Here is a 16958-nt window from a genome sequence, read left to right as displayed (position 1 = left end):
TCTTGGGAATCCTGAATGTCGATCGGCTCTAGTGCCCGCCGCCTGCATTGGCAGGATTGCTGGGCTTGTTCAGCAGCATCACCATGAGGCTGAGACCGACATAGAACACCGACAGCGCGAAGAACGCGTCGCCAAAGCTCATCACCACGGCCTGACGATGTACGATCTGCGACAGCTGCTTCATGGCCATGCGCGACGCGTCGCCCATGCCCTGGAACTTCTGGGTGAACATGTTGAGCATCTCGACTGCCTGCGCGTTACCCCAAGTGACCTTGTCGTGCAGCCGGGTGATGTGGAAGTCGGTGCGGTGATCAAGCACGGTGTTGATCAGCGCGAGGCCGAGTGCGCCGCCAAGATTGCGCGTCAGATTGAACAGGCCGGAAGCGTTCTTCAGCATCTGCGGCGCCAGCGTGCCGAGCGCAATGTTGTTGATCGGCACCATGGCCATCATCATGCCGATGCCGCGCAGGATTTGCGGCAGCAGCAATTCGTAGAAATCGAAATCGCGCGTCACCCAGGTCATCTGCCAGGTGCCGGCAGCGAACAGCACCAATCCCGCCATGATGAGATAGCGCATGTCGATTTTCTGCATCAGACGCGCCACCAGCGGCGCCGTCAGGAACATCGCAACGCCCGAGACGAACATGGTCTCGCCGATCATCAGCGCGCTGTAGCCGCGGATCTCGGCGAGATACCGCGGATAGAGATAGGTCAGGCCGTAGAGCCCAATGCCGACGCAGAACGAGAACAGACAGCCCAGCGCGAAATTGCGATCCGTGAAGGCACGGATGTCGACGATCGGTTCTTTCGCCGTCAACACGCGCCAGAAAAACGCCACGCAGCTCACAACGCAGACAACGGCAAAGATCGCGATCGAGGTGTCGCCGAACCAATCGTTACGCGGCCCCTCTTCCAGCACATATTCTAGCGAACCGAGGAAACCCGCCATGAAGCCGAGGCCCCACCAGTCGAAATGATCGAGCAGTTCGAAATGCGGCTCGTCGAAATCCACCAACGCGAGCACGCCGATGGTGATGCCGATGCCGGGGACCACGTTGATGAAGAACAGCCAGTGCCATGACAGCGCATCGGTGATGTAACCGCCCACCGTCGGGCCGATGGTCGGCGCCAGCGTCGCGACGAGGCCGATGATCGGGCCGACGATGTGGAATTTGGAGCGCGGAAACACCGTATAGGCCGAGGCGAACACCGTCGGGATCATGCCGGCGCCAAGGAAGCCCTGGATCGCGCGCCACAGGATCATCTGCTCGATCGACGAGGTGAAACCGCACATCAGGCTGGCGAAAGTGAATCCGGCGGCCGAGATCGCAAACAACAGCCGCGTGCCGAGTGCGCGCGACAAAAAGCCGGACAGCGGAATCGCGATCACTTCCGCGATCAGATAGGCGGTTTGCACCCAAGAGACTTCGCTGGATGACGCGGAAAGACCTGCCTGGATTTCAGACAGCGAGGCCGAGACGATCTGGATGTCCAGGATCGACATGAACATGCCGAACACCATGATCAGAAACGCGATCAGGCGTTTCGGCGCGACATAGTCCGCAGCCGGAGCGGCCGGCGGTGCGCCTGACACGGTGGTTGTCGTGGACATCTGCTTGTCCTGACTTAGCGCGCGGGTTCTGCACCCGGCTTGGTGTTGACGCGGACATAGACCGACATGCCGGCGCGCAGCAGGTTTTCCTTGGCGACGTCAGCCGGCACCCTGAGACGCACAGGCACGCGCTGCACGATCTTGGTGAAGTTGCCGGTGGCGTTATCGGGCGGCAGCAGCGTGAACACCGAGCCGGCGGCCGGCGCGAGGCTCTCCACCGTGCCTTCGATGGCGCGGCTGCTATCGGCGTCGAGCTCGATCGAGACCGGCTGGCCCGGCTTCAGGCGGCGCAGCTGTGTCTCCTTGAAGTTGGCGTCGATATAGACGTCGTTGAGCGGTACGACATTGCCGAGACGCTGGCCCATCGCAACGAAATCGCCCGTCGAGATCAGACGGTTGGAGAAGATGCCATCCACCGGCGACTTTACGGTCGTGAAGTCGAGATCGCGAACGGCCTTGTCGAGGGCGCTCTGCAATTCGGCGAGCTGCGCGCGCGCTTCGTTCTGCTGCGCCTTCGTCACTTCGACGCTGCTCTTGGCGGAGTCGACGGATGCCTTCGCGGCCTTGACGGCAGCCGAGGTCTGGTCGCGGTTCGACTGCGAGGTCTCGTAGACCGAGCGCGAAGCAAAACCCTGCTTGCTCAGCGTTTCCTGACGGTCGAATTCAAGCGAGGCGCGATTGGCGGCGGCATCAGCCGATGCGAGCTGGGCCTGTGCCTGCTCGACCGCGCTTTCCTGCGCGCCGACCTGACGGCCGATCCGTTCGATGGTGGCCTTCTGAGTGTCGATCTTGCGCTTGGCGGCATCGACAGCAATGCGATAGTCGCCGTCGTCGATCCTGAAGATCACCTCGCCGGCCTTCACCGCCACGTTGTCGCCCGGCAGTATCTGCGCGATATGACCCGAGACGCGCGCACCCAGCGTGGTGTTGCTGGCGCGGACATAGGCGTCGTCGGTCGAGACGATGAAGCGGCCGACCAGATAATAGTTCACGCCATAATAGACGCCTGCGACGGCGAGCAGCGCGCCGACGCCGAGCAGTACTTTTTTCTTCTTGCCGGACTTCGGAGCAGCGGTCTGCGCGGTCGCAGCCGGTGCTTCCGTGGCGGGTTGTTCAGGTGCGGGCGCATCCGCAGGACCGCGGGCTGCGGGTTCATCCGCTGCGGGCGACACGACGCGTACCGGCGCGCTGTCAGTCTCGCCTTCGGGGCGAATGATACGGGCAGCCTGGTCGCGTGGTCCGGCCATTCCGGCCTCCTCAAACGTGAGAATGCGGACACCATCGGACATGCCGGGTCCCCCGCTTGCTGCGGCAATATGTAAATTGACCGAACGGTTCGGTCAAGATAGAGTTTGGTCAGTTCATCACGATTTCGCGTTATTCCAGTTCACTTCGGAACGGTATTTTGCTGAGTCATCGAACAGGCTGAATGAATGGTTGCTTCCCACCATGCCTCCCTCTCGCCCGTCGGCGAGGAAGACAGCGCCAAGCGCCGCCAAATTCTCGACGGCGCGCGCAAGGTCTTCCTGGATCTGGGCTTCGACGGCGCCAGCATGGGCGAGATCGCGCGTGCCGCCGGCGTCTCCAAGGGCACGCTCTACGTCTATTTCACCGACAAGAGCGCGCTGTTTGAATCGATCGTCGAGCAGGAGAAGCTCGAGCAGGGCAAAGCTGTCTTCAATCTCGATCCGGAACGCGATGCAGTGACCACGCTCGGCGAGTTCGGCCGCGCCTATATCCAGTTGCTGTGCCGGCCCGGCGGCGGCTCGGCGATCCGTACCGTGATGGCGATCGCGGAGCGCATGCCCGATGTCGGCAAACGCTTTTATGAAGCGGTGTTGGCACACGCGATCCGGCAGGTCGCGACCTATCTCGATGCCCGCGTCGCTGCGAAGGAACTGGAAATCAAGGATACCGAACTGGCCGCCGCGCAATTCATGATGTCCTGCCAGGCGACGCTGTTTCAGCCCTTCATCTTCCAGGCCAAGCCGACACCCACGCGCGCGGAGATCGACAAGGTCGTCGACAGCGCCGTGCGGATGTTCCTCGCGGCCTACCGCATCTGACAAGCCGGTCTATTCGTTCTCGTAGAAGTCCTCGTCGTCAGGCGATTTGCGCGTCGACTTCTTGGCCGTGCGCCCGATCGAGCCGGTCACGCCGCCGTAGTCATTGCTGTTGCGCCCGGCATAGGGATTGCGACTTTGCGCGCGAGCGGCAATCTCCTCGCCCGACACGGCCGCCGGCTGGCAGATCACCGGGCGCTTGGGCCGGCGCATCAGATCCACGTGAATGTGATCGTAGTGATAGACGTTGGATCCCGGCGCCAGCACGGTGTTGAAGACTTGGCACGCGCCGCCCTGGATGTCGCGCAGGAAGCCCTGCTCTTCCGGCATCCCCTTCCAGCCTGCCTTCACCGAGACACTGCGACCATCGGCGAGGACGAAGGCGGAGATATCGAGCGCGTTGCCGAATGCATGCTCGGAGATGTGCGCGCGCGAGTTGCCGTTCATGCCGCGGCACGAATAAGCGGAGATCTGCTTGATCTCGGCGACGCGGGTGCCAAACCAGCGCATCGCTGCCGGCTGCACGGACTCCGCGAGCCACTTGTCGAGTGCCGAGACGATCGGACAGGCCAGCGTCGCCGTCGGTTTCACGACGACGGGGCCGACCGAGCCCGTGACATTGCCCTGTCCCGGTCCAAGACGCTGTGGGGCATAGTCCTGCGGCGGCTGGCTCTGCTGCACACCTGAACTATAGCGGCCGTAAGGCGCGCGCGGCTGCTCTTGCTGCGGCGCGCGCATCGTCTGCGGCGAACCTTCCGGCGGCAATTCGATTTCGTCTTCATTGTCCGGCGGCACGCCCGGCGCGTTCAGCGAGATCGGTCCGTTATTGGCAGCGCCGCCATAGGATGAACCGCCATAGGACGGCTGCTGCGGCGCGGCTTGCGGATAGGAACTCGGATAGCTGTTCGCGGGACGCGCCATGGTCTGTGGCTGCTGCTGCACCGGCCAACGTGGCTGGCTTGCACCGTTGATGCCGCCAGGCGGCCGCAAGGTTTCATCGGCAAAACCATAGCTGCTGCTGGCGTCGCCAAGAGCTGCGACCTTCAAGGGAAATTCTGCGCCGCAGACACCGGGCCCGGAAATCGGGTTGATCCGAACGAGATCAGCGCCCTCTTTCACCGTGCCGGATTTGAGACATGCGACTTCTGCCTCGGCACGCCATGGTTCACGTTCCTGGGTCTGAAACAGACCGCGTCCGCAACCCGCAAGCGAAACAAGGACGACGGAGCCGACGAGATACAAACGAACTCTGCGCGTCATTCGCGCAAGGTGGTCGAAATGTTTTAAAGACTCTTCAACGCATTGAATTCACGTTTGATTTACCATGTTGCCGACATTCGTACCGCTACGGCCGCAGTTGGTCGACTTCCTTCTCTTTTCTGCGGGAACGGACCGCCAGCTTTCGCGTTACTCCGCGCGACAACGTCAAAGGGAGGGTTCCCATGACTATGTTCGGCCAACTGAGCGTTGTGGCCGCCTATGCGGCAATCGCCTTCGTCGGCGCTATCGTATTTGGCGTGCTGTAGAGCCCTAATCCCATGAAGCTTTCTCACCTATGGCGTCCGCTCTCCCGAGCGGGCGCTTTTTGCTGTTGTGACCTGCCAGTAACCGATTGACAGTTTGACGCAGGCAGGGGCCTGATGCCCCGTTACGAGCGCTTGCGCATGGACCGGGACAACCGCCCGCGCAGTAGACCAGCGCCGAATTCAGAAGTCAGGAAACGCCTATGCGCAAATTCTTTGCCGCAGCCATTGCGGCTGTATCACTCGCCGCTGCACTTGCAGCCCCTGCTGCGGCGCAAACCCCGATCAAAATCATGGTTGGCGGTATCGACAAGCAGATCTATCTGCCGGCGAAACTCGCGGCGCAGCTCGGATTCTTCAAGGAACAGGGGCTCGACGTCGAACTGTTCAACTCCACCTCCGGCTCACAGGCGGCCACCGCTTTGCTCGCCCGCGAAGTCCAGGGCGTGGTCGGCTTCTACGATCACACCATCGACCTGCAATCCAAGGGCAAATTCATCACCTCGGTGGTGCAATTCGCGATCGCGCCTGGCGAAGTCGTGCTGGTGAAAGCCGCCGACGCCGACAAGCTGAAGGATCCCGCCAACTGGAAGGGTCAGGCGCTCGGCGTCACCGGCCTCGGCTCTGCCACCGACTTCCTGACCCGCGCGCTCGCCGCCAAAGCAGGGCTGAAGATGCAGGACTACACGCTGGTGCCGGTCGGCGCCGGCGATACGTTCCTCGCTTCCATGCAGCAGGGCAAGATCGTTTCCGGCATGACCACGGAGCCGACGGTGGCGCGCGCGGTGAAGAACGGCACGGCCAAAGTCGGCATCGATCTGCGGACGCCGGAAAGCACCCGCGCTGCGCTCGGCAGCGATTATCCGGCCGCGTGCCTCTATATGGACCGCGCCTGGATGGAAGCGAACAAGGAGACGGCACAGAAGGTCGTCAATGCCTTCGTGAAGACGCTGAAGTGGATGAATACCCACTCGCCCGAAGAGATCGCAGCTCAAATGCCGAAGGACTACTATGCCGGCGAACTCGATCTCTATGTGCAGGGTCTGCGCGAAGGCAAGCCGCAATATTCGGTCGACGGCATGATGCCTGCTGGTGCACCGGAGTCGGTGCTGAGTGTGCTGAACAGCTTCTCGCCCAACCTCAAGGGCAAGACCATTGACCTCGCCAAGACCTACACCACGGATTTCGTGGTCAAAGCCAACGCGACGAACTGAGCATGTCAGCAATTGCATCGCCCTCCGCCGTCGCGCTGAAGAACGTCGCGCGTCGCTTCGTCACGCCTTCGGGTGACGTTCTCTCCGCGCTGGAGGATTTCGACCTCACCATCGCGCCCGGTGAATTCATGGCCGTAGTGGGCCCGACCGGCTGCGGCAAGTCGACGACGCTCGGGCTGATCGCCGGCCTCGCCCGCCCGCAAGGCGGCGAGGTGACATTATTCGATGCGCCGGTGACCGGTGTTGACCGGCGCGTTGGCTTCGTGTTCCAGCAGGATGCCGTGTTTCCATGGCGCGACGTGCTCGGCAATGTCATGGCCGGACCGCTGTTTCGCGGTGTCCCGAAAGACAAGGCGGAGGCTACCGCGCGCGACTGGATCATTCGCGTCGGCCTGAAGGGCTTCGAACATCATCATCCGCATCAGCTCTCCGGCGGCATGCGCAAGCGCGTGGCGCTGGCACAGACCTTCATCAACAATCCGCAGGTCCTTTTGATGGACGAGCCGTTCTCCGCGCTCGACGTGCAGACCCGCGAATTGATGCAGGAGGAATTGCTGCAGCTCTGGGCGCAGGCGAAATCGGCGGTGCTGTTCGTCACCCACGATCTCGACGAAGCCATCCTGCTCGCCGATCGCGTCGCGGTGCTGACCACGCGACCGGCGCGGGTAAAGTCCGTCCACACCATCGACCTGCCGCGTCCACGCGATGTCGCGACGCTGCGCTATGACGAACGTTTCATCACCATTGCCCGCAAGATCTCTGACGACCTGCGCGAGGAAGTATTGCGCGCACGGGCGGGACATTGACATGACCGAGACAACAGTGACCGCCCCCCTCGCCGCCGACGGCCGTATCGAAACCGCCGTCCAGCGCTTGCGCCGCCATCAACGCCTGGTGCTGGCGCTGCGGCTTGCCGTTCTTGTATTCCTGATCGGCGGCTGGGAATTCGGCGTGCGCTTCGAGCTGATCGATCCGTTCTTCTTCGGCCAGCCCTCCGGCATCGTCCTGAAACTGACAGACTGGACCGAGAACGGCACCTCGATCGGGCCGCTGTGGAAGCAGATCTGGGTGACAATCTATGAGGCCGGCGCCGGCTTCCTGATCGGCTCAGCCATGGGCATCCTGTGCGGCATCGCGCTGGGGCGTAACCAACTCCTGTCAGACGTGTTCTCGATCTACATCAAGGTCGCGAATTCGATCCCGCGCGTGGTGCTCGGCTCGATCTTCATCGTCGCCCTCGGCCTTGGCGCGGCCTCGAAGATTGCACTTGCCGTCGTGATGGTGTTCTTCGTGGTGTTCGCCAACGCCTTCCAGGGCGTACGCGAGGCCGACAAGAACCTGATCGCCAATGCACGCATCCTCGGCGCCAGCAACTGGCAGATGACCCGCGCTGTGGTGCTGCCCTCGGCGCTGTCCTGGATTCTCGCCAGCCTGCATGTCTCGTTCGGCTTTGCGCTGGTCGGCGCCATCGTCGGTGAATTCCTCGGCGCCCGCGAAGGCATGGGCCTGCTGATCGCGACCGCACAGGGCTCGTTCGATTCCAACGGCGTGTTCGCGGCGATGATCGTTATTGCGATCGTGGCGCTGTTGGCCGAATGGATCCTGACCATGATCGAGAACCGGCTGCTGACCTGGCGCCCGGATACCACCGTTAACGAGTGACGCTCGAAACCCGGCGCGCTTGATTCAAATCGGCGCGCCGGCAGTCACTTCTGTCGCAACAATGTTGCCCCTATCCCCCGCGACGACACATTTCTCCGCCGCGACGAAACCGTTTTGCAGAATTGACGCAAATCTCCTGAAACGGTCGCTGGGTACATCTCCTGCCAACGAGGCGCCGAACGGGCGCTCATTCACAGGCGCTCAAACGGAGATTCCCATGATAACCCTCGCTTCCTTCGAACGAAAAATTCGCCGTGCTGCCGTCGCTATCGGCGCGCTCCTTGCCGGCGCATTCTCCTTCGCCCACCCGGCAGCCGCAGCGCCGCTGCCGCTGTTTCCGTTCTTCATGGCGCCGCCGGTCCAGAGCGAGCCTGCGCCCTACATGCAGTCGCCGCAGATGGATGACGAGCGCTCTGCCATCGAACAGCCCGCGCGCTTCAGGCGGCAGATCGTCAACTATCCGACCCGCGAGGCCGCCGGCACGATCATCGTCGATACGCCGAACACCTATCTGTATTACGTGCTCGGCAACGGTCAGGCGCTCCGCTACGGCATCGGCGTCGGCCGCGATGGTTTCACATGGTCCGGTGTACAAACCGTGACTCGCAAGGCCGAATGGCCGGCATGGACCCCGCCGGCTGAAATGATCGCACGCCAGCCCTATCTGCCGCGCCACATGGCCGGCGGCCCCGGTAACCCGCTCGGCGCCCGCGCCATGTATCTCGGCGGCACCATCTATCGCATCCACGGCACCAATATGCCGGAGACCATTGGCACGCAGGTGTCGTCCGGCTGCATCCGCCTCACCAATCAGGACGTGTCGGATCTGTATTCCCGCGTCACAGTCGGCACCAAAGTCATCGTCCTGCCGATGGATCGCCGTGCAGACAGCGCAAGCGGCAAGCGTGGCTAAAGTCGGGCACGGTTCATAACTGGCGCGCGTCACCACAGCATTGTAATGTCCCCGCGTTTTCGAGCGGGGACATCATGCGTCTGAAACCAATTCTGATCGGCGCGGTGCTGGTCGCCGTCTTTTTCGTGGTCGCACTCAAGGTGATGGACTATGTGGCTCCGCGCGGCGCTGGCTCGGCGCCAGTGCTGGTCGCATTGCCGCCGCTGCCACCCTCACCCGCACGCAGTTCAAGCATCATCGCGCCGGTCGCCATTGCACTCACCGCGATCCGCGATGCCGCCGATCGCGGCGCACCGCGCAGCTTCAACGGCACGGCTGACAATCCTGTACAGCAATTGCTGCAGGATGCCGATATCAAGTGGACCGCCGCACGCGGTCCGATCGCGGCGACTGGCGCGCAGGACACGCTGACCATGTCCACGCCACTGAGCGGCACGCTCAATGTCACCGGCGCCATCTCGACGAATGTGCGCGATGCGTTGGGCGGTGCGCTCGGCAACCTGCTCGGCGGCAATGTTGCCAAGCAGCTTGGCAACATCAACATCAAGAACGTCAATGCCAATGCGGAAATCCGCGGCAATGTCGTAGTCTCGGCGCAGCCGCGGCTGACGCCGAACTGGCGGATCGACCCGAACCTGACCGCTCAGGTGACACTCGGCGACACCAATGTCGCGGTCGCCGGTGCCCGCATCAATGTGCCCGCGCAGGTCAAGCCGATGATCGACAATGCGGTCAACGAGCAGATCATCGCCCTGCAGCAGCGCCTGCGCAACGATCCTGCCTTCGAGCAGAATGCCCGGCGTGAATGGGCCAAACTCTGCCGGTCGATCCCGCTGCAAGGTGCGAGCGCATTGCAGAACCTGTTCATCGAACTGAAGCCGACGCGCGCCGTCGCCGCCCAGCCGCGCATCGATGCCAGCAATTTGACGCTGACACTCGGCGTCGAGGCCGAAACACGCGTGACCTCAACACAGACGCAGCCGAATTGTCCGTTCCCTGCCACACTCGCCATCGTGCCGCCCGGCCCCGGCAAACTCAGCATCGGTGTGCCCGTGGACATGCCTTTCACTGAACTGAACAAGATCATCGAGGCGCAACTCGTCGGCAAGACATTCCCGGAAGACAATTCCGGCGCGGTCGCAGTGACGGTGAAGAAGGCAACTGTCTCGGCATCCGGCGACCGCCTGCTCATCTCGTTGCTGGTGAATGCCAAGGAGAAGCAGAGCTGGTTCGGTCTTGGCGGCGAAGCAACCGTCCATGTCTGGGGCAAGCCTGCGCTCGATCAGGCGGCACAGACGCTGCGCTTTACCGATCTGGAACTTGCCGTTGAATCCGAAGCGGCCTTCGGCCTGCTCGGCGCGGCAGCTCGTGCAGCCATGCCATTGCTACAGAAGACGCTGGCCGAACGTGCGACCATTGATCTGAAGCCCTTTGCCTCGAACGCGCAAAAGAAGATCGCCGCCGTCATCGCCGACTTCCAGAAGAACGAAAACGGCATCCGCGTCGGCGCCGAGATCAGCAGCCTCCGCCTTGGCGGGATCGCCTTCGATTCCAAAACACTCCGGGTGATCGCGGAAGCCGATGGCGCCATCAATGTGAATGTGACGGTCTTACCGGGGCTGTAGATTCAACGCGATGACGCGGTGAAGAGCGCACCCGCAAAACGGGCGCGCCCTTATCGTCAGCTTACTGGTTCTTGGCTCGCGTTATCACAACGTGACGCAAAAGGCCTTACATCGCATACTTGAACTCAGGCATCGCCTTCAATTGATCCTTGCTGGCGCCGCTGAGCACGGCATGGTCGGGGTACCAAGGATTAGCCTTGGCGGCTGCGGGAGCTGCACCCGAGGTGGCTGCACCCGTGGTCATGCCGCTTGGGGGCGAGGTCGACTTCATGCCCGACGAACCGCCAGTTGAAGACGCCATTGTTGCGACCGGCTCGTTCACGAATTTGATCTTGTCATAAGGCACGGCGATCAGGCGTTCGCCGACACCGAGGAAACCACCGACGCCAATCACCACCGCCTTGATGTTCCCCTGCTTGTCGGTCAGGAGATCGTTGATCGAGCCGAGGCTCTCATTGGCTTCGTTATATACGCTCAGACCGACCACCTTCGATGTACGCCAGTTGCCATTGAACGTCGTATCAGATGCGGTGACCGGCGCAGCTGCCGGGGCTGTGGTTGTCGTAGTTGCGCTCGGGCTCTGCGCGAAAGCTGCGGTTGCCAGCAACGCCGAACCAACGATACCAGCCGTCATGTATTTCTTGAACATATGTTCCTCCTGTCGTTGTGGGTCGTCCAAAACCAACGCGGAGGTACAATGACTGTTCCGGTTCCACCGAAATTGTCGTTAGAATTCGCCCCAATAGGGTGCGACGCCGTAGTGGCGATGCAGCGCTTCTTCCTGCGACCTGTCGCCCCAGTCGAACTCGCGTTTCTCGGTGAATGACGGCGCGCTGCGCAATTCCTCTTCGCTGATATCAAGTTGATACGCGTCGAGCGTGCGATTGAAGGTCAGCCGCGCCCAAGGCAGCGGCAGCAGATTCGAGCCGAGACCGAGAAAGCCGCCGAAGCTCAGAATCGCGTAGGACACTTTGCCGCTGATCTTGTCGATCATCAGACGTTCGATATGACCGATGCGTTCGCCATTTGGACGTCGTACCGCCGTTCCCTCGATCCGGTCGCTCGCAATCAGGCTATGCGGCTTCGTCATGACGTCGGGAGTCATTGTCGCCTCCATAAATCAATTTAAGGAGTAACAATGCCCGGACGTGTTCCTTGTTCCGCCAATAGCGCGAAAGTGACCTGCACAAAAGAAACCACCACCTTTCCCTTGCGGGAAAGATGGTGGCGTCAGCCTGGTCGTAAGCGTCGCGGTCTTCTTATCAGGTCTGGTAGTCGATCAGCAGGGCCGTGAATGACGCCTTGCTGCTGGATGCTGTAGCGCTGGTGCCGCTCGCGCTGTAGGAGCTTGAAGACGAGGCCTCCAGCGATTGCTTCAGTGAGTCCAGGAACTGCTTCATGATATCGGAGATACTGGTCGCACTGTCCGTATCATCGGTACTGTCGGTACTATCGGCGCTATCCGACGGCGGTGGGCCGCCGGGTCCACCGCCAGGAGGTGGACCACCGGCACCGCGAGCGCCGCCTGCTCCACCCGGACCGCCATCGGCGAAGGCCGACTGGAACACGCCCTGCAGTTCGGTGGCCTGGTCCGAGGTCAGCTTGCCGCTGGACACCTGGGCACTGATGAGATCGTCGATCTTCGATTTCATCTCGTCCGGCGACGGCCGGCTGCCGCTGCTCTGGCTCGAACGGTCGGCCTGCAGCGACGAGTCGATATCGGTTAAAGCAGAGGACAGCGCATCCTGATCGCCGCTGCTGATCTTTCCGGAGGAAAGCTCGGCCTGCAGCTCCTGCTGCAGTTTCTGAAGGGGGGATTGGTAGGAACTGCTGGACGCAGCCGAGATAGAGGTCATGATCTGCTCCAAGGTGCTTGCTTAGTGCTCGCAACTTGCGGTTAACCTTCTTAACGAGGTCTTGTTATTGCCTTGCTGACATGTTGCGGTTTGTTGCGCCCCAGCCACCAGCAATAGTCCGAAACAAAAAACTTCTGCAGCCCGCGCCGATCCCGGCCAAAAGAGTTCGCATGGCAAACGTACCGAACATCCTGGTCGTAGAAGACGACCGCGAAACCCGTACGCTGATCGCGAAGTATCTGCGTACCAATTCCTGCAACGTCACCACCGCTGCCGACGGGCGCGAGATGGAAAAGGTGATGGCCGACACCCGTGTCGACCTGCTGATCCTCGACGTGATGCTACCCGGCGAAGACGGCCTCAGCCTGTGCCGCAAGGTCCGTGCCGAGTCGCAACTGCCGATCATCATGCTGACGGCGCGCGGCGAAGACGTGGACCGCATCCTCGGCCTCGAAATGGGCGCCGACGACTACCTGCCAAAGCCGTTCAATCCGCGCGAATTGCTGGCACGCATCAATGCAGTGCTGCGCCGACAGGCCACAGCGCTCAATGCCAGCGCCACGCCGAACGCCACGGCGCTGTCATTCGCCGGCTGGCAGATCGACCTGCGCCTGCGCGAATTGCGCAATCCCCAAGGCGCCCGTGTCGCCATGACCTCGGCCGAATTCGATCTGCTACGCGCCTTTGTCGAGCGCTCCGGCCGCGTGCTGTCGCGCGACAGCCTGCTCGATCTCACGCAAGGCCGCAGCGCCGGCTCGTTCGAACGCAGCATCGACGTGCTGGTCAGCCGTATCCGCCGCAAGATCGAGATCGACCCGCAGGACGCGCAAATGATCAAGACGGTGCGTTCGGGCGGCTACATGTTCACGCCGACGGTGGAAGCGGTCGCGACGGCGACGACCAACTAGTTTCATCGAGATGTTCAGCGTCCTCAATCTGCGTCGGATCAGCGGCCAGATCACCGCCCTGGTGGTGATGTCGATCGTGGCTATCCACATCGTTCTCTCGCTGCTGTTCACGCTGATGCGGCCGGACCCGAATGATCAGGAGCGGGATCGTGGCCACGGCGAGTTGATCGCGATCGTTCGCTTGCTGAAGGCGACACCGATAGCCGATCGCCCGGAACTTCTGGTCAATCTGAAAAACGCCTTTCCCAAATTCGACATCCGGCCAGTCCCTCGGGATGCAACGGTCACAACCGACAATGGCCCCGACTATCCGCGTCACAGCTTACGCCGGCTGCTTGGTTCCGACGCGCGACTGCTGACGATCGGTGGCGCGCCGGACCGGATCGGGGTCACCCTCCCGGACGGCGACATGTTCTCCTTCAGTAGTCTGCCGGAGCGACGACCAGGCTTCTTTCTGGGCGGTCCCTGGGTTCTGACGTTTCTATTCGTGGTGATCAGCCTGACGCTGCTGGGCCTGTGGGCCGCCCGCATGCTGTCCGCGCCGCTTTCGGCCTTTGCCAAAGCAGCCGAAGAGTTCAGCCTGAACGGCTCGGCCGAGCCTCTTCCGGAACGCGGTCCCGAAGAAATTCGCTCGGTGGCACGCGCGCTGAACCGGATGCGCGAGCGCATCGGCACGTTGATCGACGACCGCACCAAGATGCTGGCCGCGATCAGCCACGACCTGCGCACGCCGATTACGCGACTGCGTCTACGTTCGGAATTCATCGAGGACGACGGCCATCGACGCCACATGCTGCGCGACCTCGATCAAATGCGCTCGATGCTCGAAGCGGTGCTCTCGTTCCTGCGCAACGACCGCCGGCTGGAAGAGATGACGCTGACGGATATCGCCACAACCCTGCAGCTGATCGCCGACCAATTTGCCGACATCGGGCATATGGTGACCTATCAGGGCCCGTCCCACGCCATGGCGATGGCAAGACCCGACGATCTGCATCGTGCAGTGACCAACCTGGTCGAGAACGCCGTGAAGTTCGGCTCTGAAGCGAATATCTCTCTGACGATGTCCGAGGGCGGCGCCATCATCGACGTCGCCGATGACGGTCCTGGCATTTCGGACGCACAAAAGAGCGCGATGCTGCAGCCCTTCGTACGCGGCGACGACGCCCGCAACATGGATCATGAAGCTGCCGGCTTCGGCCTCGGCCTGTCGATCGCCCGCGCCGTAACGCTGGCCCATGGCGGCGAACTGATGCTGCTGGATCGCCAGCCGCGTGGCCTGATCGTCCGTATCACACTGCCGGCTCGTGATACGGACAGAGCCGCAGCGTAGCGCTCAGTTCGCCTTCACCGCCGGCGCGACGCTGTGGAAGGCACCCGGCTTGCGCAGATGGATCGTGGCGATGTCATCACTATAGACCTTTTCCCAGCCGTCGACGCGATCGAGCAACTTGGTCGCCGCGCTCTGGGTTCGCAGCAAGGTCGCCTCGATGTCGTAGTCCTTCAGCAGCCGGAACAGATTGTCAGGCTCCATCAGACCGCTGGCATTGTTGTGGTCGACCATCAGCTTCGTCCCGAACAATTCGGTACGGCCATCGATGAAGGTCGGCACACCACGCGCGATCAGATAGCCGCCGAAGTCGTAGTCGTTGAACACGCGACCGAGCTTGAGCTTCTGGAGCTCAGTCACCGCCTTTGCGGGCGCAGCCGCCTCGAGCGGCATGTAGCGCTGCACGGACGCCAACACGAACGTTCCGGCAACCAGGCAGATCGCGATCCCCGCGAACAGCAGATGCCGCGACGGCGATACATGATTGGCCGCCGGCATCTGAGGTCCACCGATTTGTTGGCCAAGCGGCATCGCCAGGACCATCGGCGCCAGCAGCGCCAGCACTTCGGCGTTGCGCACATGACTGAGCGCCATGAACACGAAGCCAATCACGAGCACGATGCGCATCGGCGGCAGCGTGATGCCGCGCCATAGCGCCAGTGCGAACGCCACCAGCACAGTCAGTTCCAGCGGCCCGGCATGATTGAAATTTGCAGGCCGCCACTCGCCGATCAGCGCCAGCGCTTCACCGAGATTGAGAATGCGACGCGACGCCAGCAGCGAGTCCCAGCCATAGGGGGTGACGCAACTTGCTGCCAGCGCGGCGATGCCGAACAGCGCCCAGCGCAGCAGCAATGCGCGCTGCACAGGCTTCGGCGCATGCCAGATCGCATCGATGCCGATCGGACCGATCAGCGCCAGCCCGAGTATGAAGCCGCCATGCAGGTTGGCCCATAGCGCCATCAGCGGCAGCAGCCAGAAGGAAGGAGCGCTCCTGCGATCCATCGCATTCACGAGACCCGCAACCCAGGCCACCATCACCGGCATGGCAAGCAGATGCGGCCGCGCCACTACATGCCCTGCCATCAGCGCCAGCGCCGTCGCGACGAAAATGATCGTCACCGTGGCCGGCAGGCGCTTATCGAGAAAGCGCGCCAACAGCGCCATTGTCACAGCCAGCGCAGCGACCGCAAGCACCACCACGCCGGTCCAGCCAGCGCCGGCATAGGCGACCGCGTAGAGGACCTGAGACAGCCACTGGGTCGAGATCCATGGCTGGCCGTACATCGTGAACGAGTAGATATCGGTCGTCGGCACCGCATGGTGATCGAGAATCCACTGCCCGACTGCGATCTGCCAATACGCATCCGGATCTCTCAGGAGGGCGTTGCCCGCCGCGAGCCACAGCGTATAGACCGCAATCCCCGCCCAGAGCGGGAGCAGCCCGTGCATCGTCTTGTGGGCTTCGGCGGGATGGGTGGCGGACATCGTCATGCGCGGCATGCCCCTGGAAAGTCGCAAGAAAAGCGCTGGAATACCGCAGCAAATCACGACAGGGCATAATTTGGGGTAAATACCGGGCGGAACTCGCGAATCTGGCCTACAGAAAGACTCAATTCGAGCCCTCATCTCGGATAATTGAATCGGATGGTTTAGGCCGTCTGAAAGGCTGCCTCCGCTACTGGCGGGGGAACGAAGTTTTCGAGACCATTCATGAAACGTATTTCTCTGTCCCTGGCGACGATTCTGGCTGTTGCCGCTCTTCCGCAACAGGCATCCGCGCAGCAGCGTGCCGACTACGACGCCATGGTTGCCACCCATGCCCAGGCCAATGGCGTGCCCGAGGCGCTGGTGCATCGTGTGATCGTGCGCGAAAGCAAGTATCACCCCAATCTGATCGGCCGCGGCGGCACCATCGGCCTGATGCAGATCAAGCTCGCGACCGCACGCGGCGTTGGCTATACTGGCACTGCCGAAGGCCTCCGCGATCCCAACACCAATCTCACTTACGCGGTGAAGTATCTCGCAGGCGCCTACCGCGCCGCGAACGGAAATCACAACCGCGCAGTGTCCTACTATGCCGGCGGCTACTACTATGCCGCCAAGCGCCAGCGCCGCGAGGTTTCCGCGCCGCCGCATCAGCCACTCTTCGCCAAGGATGCCGAGCGCCTGCACCTGCAGAACACGGCCAATGCCAACGCGCAGGCTCCGAAGCCGTAATTGTGTGTGATCGGGTGGGATCCCAAGGGCTT

16 protein-coding genes are annotated in these 16958 nt (G+C 62.2%); 9 read left to right on the top strand and 7 right to left on the bottom strand.

The genetic code is table 11. The features are described from left to right. Positions 1 to 28: 28 nt before the first annotated feature. Both SFY93_RS13730 and SFY93_RS13725 read right to left on the bottom strand, forming a co-directional pair. Entirely contained in the window at positions 29 to 1612 is a 1584-nt protein-coding gene (locus tag SFY93_RS13730; RefSeq protein ID WP_309946652.1) for a DHA2 family efflux MFS transporter permease subunit, read from the bottom strand. A gap of 14 nt (positions 1613 to 1626) precedes the next feature. After that, on the bottom strand, positions 1627 to 2859 hold the full coding sequence (locus tag SFY93_RS13725) for an HlyD family secretion protein (protein ID WP_320447502.1): 1233 nt from the start codon (positions 2857 to 2859) through the stop codon (positions 1627 to 1629). Between the two features lie 186 nt (positions 2860 to 3045). On the opposite strand from SFY93_RS13725, the gene SFY93_RS13720 reads away from it, so the two are divergent. After that, on the top strand, positions 3046 to 3678 hold the full coding sequence (locus SFY93_RS13720; protein WP_320447501.1) for a TetR/AcrR family transcriptional regulator: 633 nt from the start codon (positions 3046 to 3048) through the stop codon (positions 3676 to 3678). A 9-nt stretch (positions 3679 to 3687) separates the two neighbouring features. Here the strand turns inward: SFY93_RS13720 and SFY93_RS13715 are convergent, their stop codons facing one another. Next, positions 3688 to 4935 (bottom strand): extensin-like domain-containing protein, encoded by a 1248-nt coding sequence (locus tag SFY93_RS13715; RefSeq protein ID WP_320447500.1) that lies wholly within the window; start codon positions 4933 to 4935, stop codon positions 3688 to 3690. A 466-nt stretch (positions 4936 to 5401) separates the two neighbouring features. Between SFY93_RS13715 and SFY93_RS13710 the strand changes: the two genes are divergently transcribed. The 5 genes from SFY93_RS13710 (at position 5402) to SFY93_RS13690 (ending at position 10612) form a co-directional block, all read left to right on the top strand. Then, the gene (locus SFY93_RS13710) at positions 5402 to 6412 is read left to right on the top strand and encodes an ABC transporter substrate-binding protein (protein WP_320447499.1); all 1011 of its coding nucleotides are present in this window, start codon (positions 5402 to 5404) and stop codon (positions 6410 to 6412) included. 2 nt (positions 6413 to 6414) lie between these two features. Further along, positions 6415 to 7218 (top strand): ABC transporter ATP-binding protein, encoded by an 804-nt coding sequence (locus tag SFY93_RS13705; RefSeq protein WP_320447498.1) that lies wholly within the window; start codon positions 6415 to 6417, stop codon positions 7216 to 7218. Position 7219: 1 nt separating this feature from the next. Continuing rightward, positions 7220 to 8074, top strand: coding sequence for an ABC transporter permease (locus SFY93_RS13700; RefSeq protein ID WP_320447497.1), 855 nt, complete (start codon positions 7220 to 7222; stop codon positions 8072 to 8074). Positions 8075 to 8291: 217 nt separating this feature from the next. Next, positions 8292 to 8987 (top strand): L,D-transpeptidase, encoded by a 696-nt coding sequence (locus SFY93_RS13695; RefSeq protein WP_320447496.1) that lies wholly within the window; start codon positions 8292 to 8294, stop codon positions 8985 to 8987. Positions 8988 to 9061: 74 nt separating this feature from the next. Then, complete coding sequence (locus SFY93_RS13690; protein WP_320447495.1) at positions 9062 to 10612, top strand: DUF4403 family protein; 1551 nt, start codon at positions 9062 to 9064, stop codon at positions 10610 to 10612. Between the two features lie 106 nt (positions 10613 to 10718). Here SFY93_RS13690 and SFY93_RS13685 read toward each other — a convergent pair whose 3' ends face one another. From SFY93_RS13685 to SFY93_RS13675, 3 genes are all read right to left on the bottom strand, one after another. After that, positions 10719 to 11261 carry a PRC-barrel domain-containing protein gene (locus SFY93_RS13685; protein ID WP_175367198.1) on the bottom strand — a complete coding sequence of 181 codons (543 nt, stop codon included), beginning with the start codon at positions 11259 to 11261 and terminating at the stop codon, positions 10719 to 10721. Positions 11262 to 11339: 78 nt separating this feature from the next. After that, positions 11340 to 11717, bottom strand: a complete 378-nt coding sequence (locus tag SFY93_RS13680) for a PRC-barrel domain-containing protein (protein WP_120289287.1) — start codon at positions 11715 to 11717, stop codon at positions 11340 to 11342. A 157-nt stretch (positions 11718 to 11874) separates the two neighbouring features. Beyond that, entirely contained in the window at positions 11875 to 12468 is a 594-nt protein-coding gene (locus SFY93_RS13675; protein WP_089267575.1) for a hypothetical protein, read from the bottom strand. 170 nt (positions 12469 to 12638) lie between these two features. On the opposite strand from SFY93_RS13675, the gene SFY93_RS13670 reads away from it, so the two are divergent. After that, complete coding sequence (locus SFY93_RS13670) at positions 12639 to 13376, top strand: response regulator (protein ID WP_320447494.1); 738 nt, start codon at positions 12639 to 12641, stop codon at positions 13374 to 13376. Positions 13377 to 13386: 10 nt separating this feature from the next. After that, positions 13387 to 14709 (top strand): ATP-binding protein, encoded by a 1323-nt coding sequence (locus SFY93_RS13665; protein ID WP_320447493.1) that lies wholly within the window; start codon positions 13387 to 13389, stop codon positions 14707 to 14709. A 3-nt stretch (positions 14710 to 14712) separates the two neighbouring features. On the opposite strand, the gene SFY93_RS13660 is transcribed toward SFY93_RS13665, so the two are convergent. Then, positions 14713 to 16200 (bottom strand): hypothetical protein, encoded by a 1488-nt coding sequence (locus SFY93_RS13660; RefSeq protein WP_320447492.1) that lies wholly within the window; start codon positions 16198 to 16200, stop codon positions 14713 to 14715. 219 nt (positions 16201 to 16419) lie between these two features. Between SFY93_RS13660 and SFY93_RS13655 the strand changes: the two genes are divergently transcribed. Further along, positions 16420 to 16926 carry a transglycosylase SLT domain-containing protein gene (locus tag SFY93_RS13655; RefSeq protein ID WP_320447491.1) on the top strand — a complete coding sequence of 169 codons (507 nt, stop codon included), beginning with the start codon at positions 16420 to 16422 and terminating at the stop codon, positions 16924 to 16926. The last annotated feature ends 32 nt before the right edge of the window (positions 16927 to 16958 follow it).

It is taken from the genome of Tardiphaga sp. 42S5, assembly GCF_034044155.1.
Taxonomy (GTDB): domain Bacteria; phylum Pseudomonadota; class Alphaproteobacteria; order Rhizobiales; family Xanthobacteraceae; genus Tardiphaga; species Tardiphaga robiniae.
This window is presented reverse-complemented; position numbering and strand designations above follow the sequence as displayed.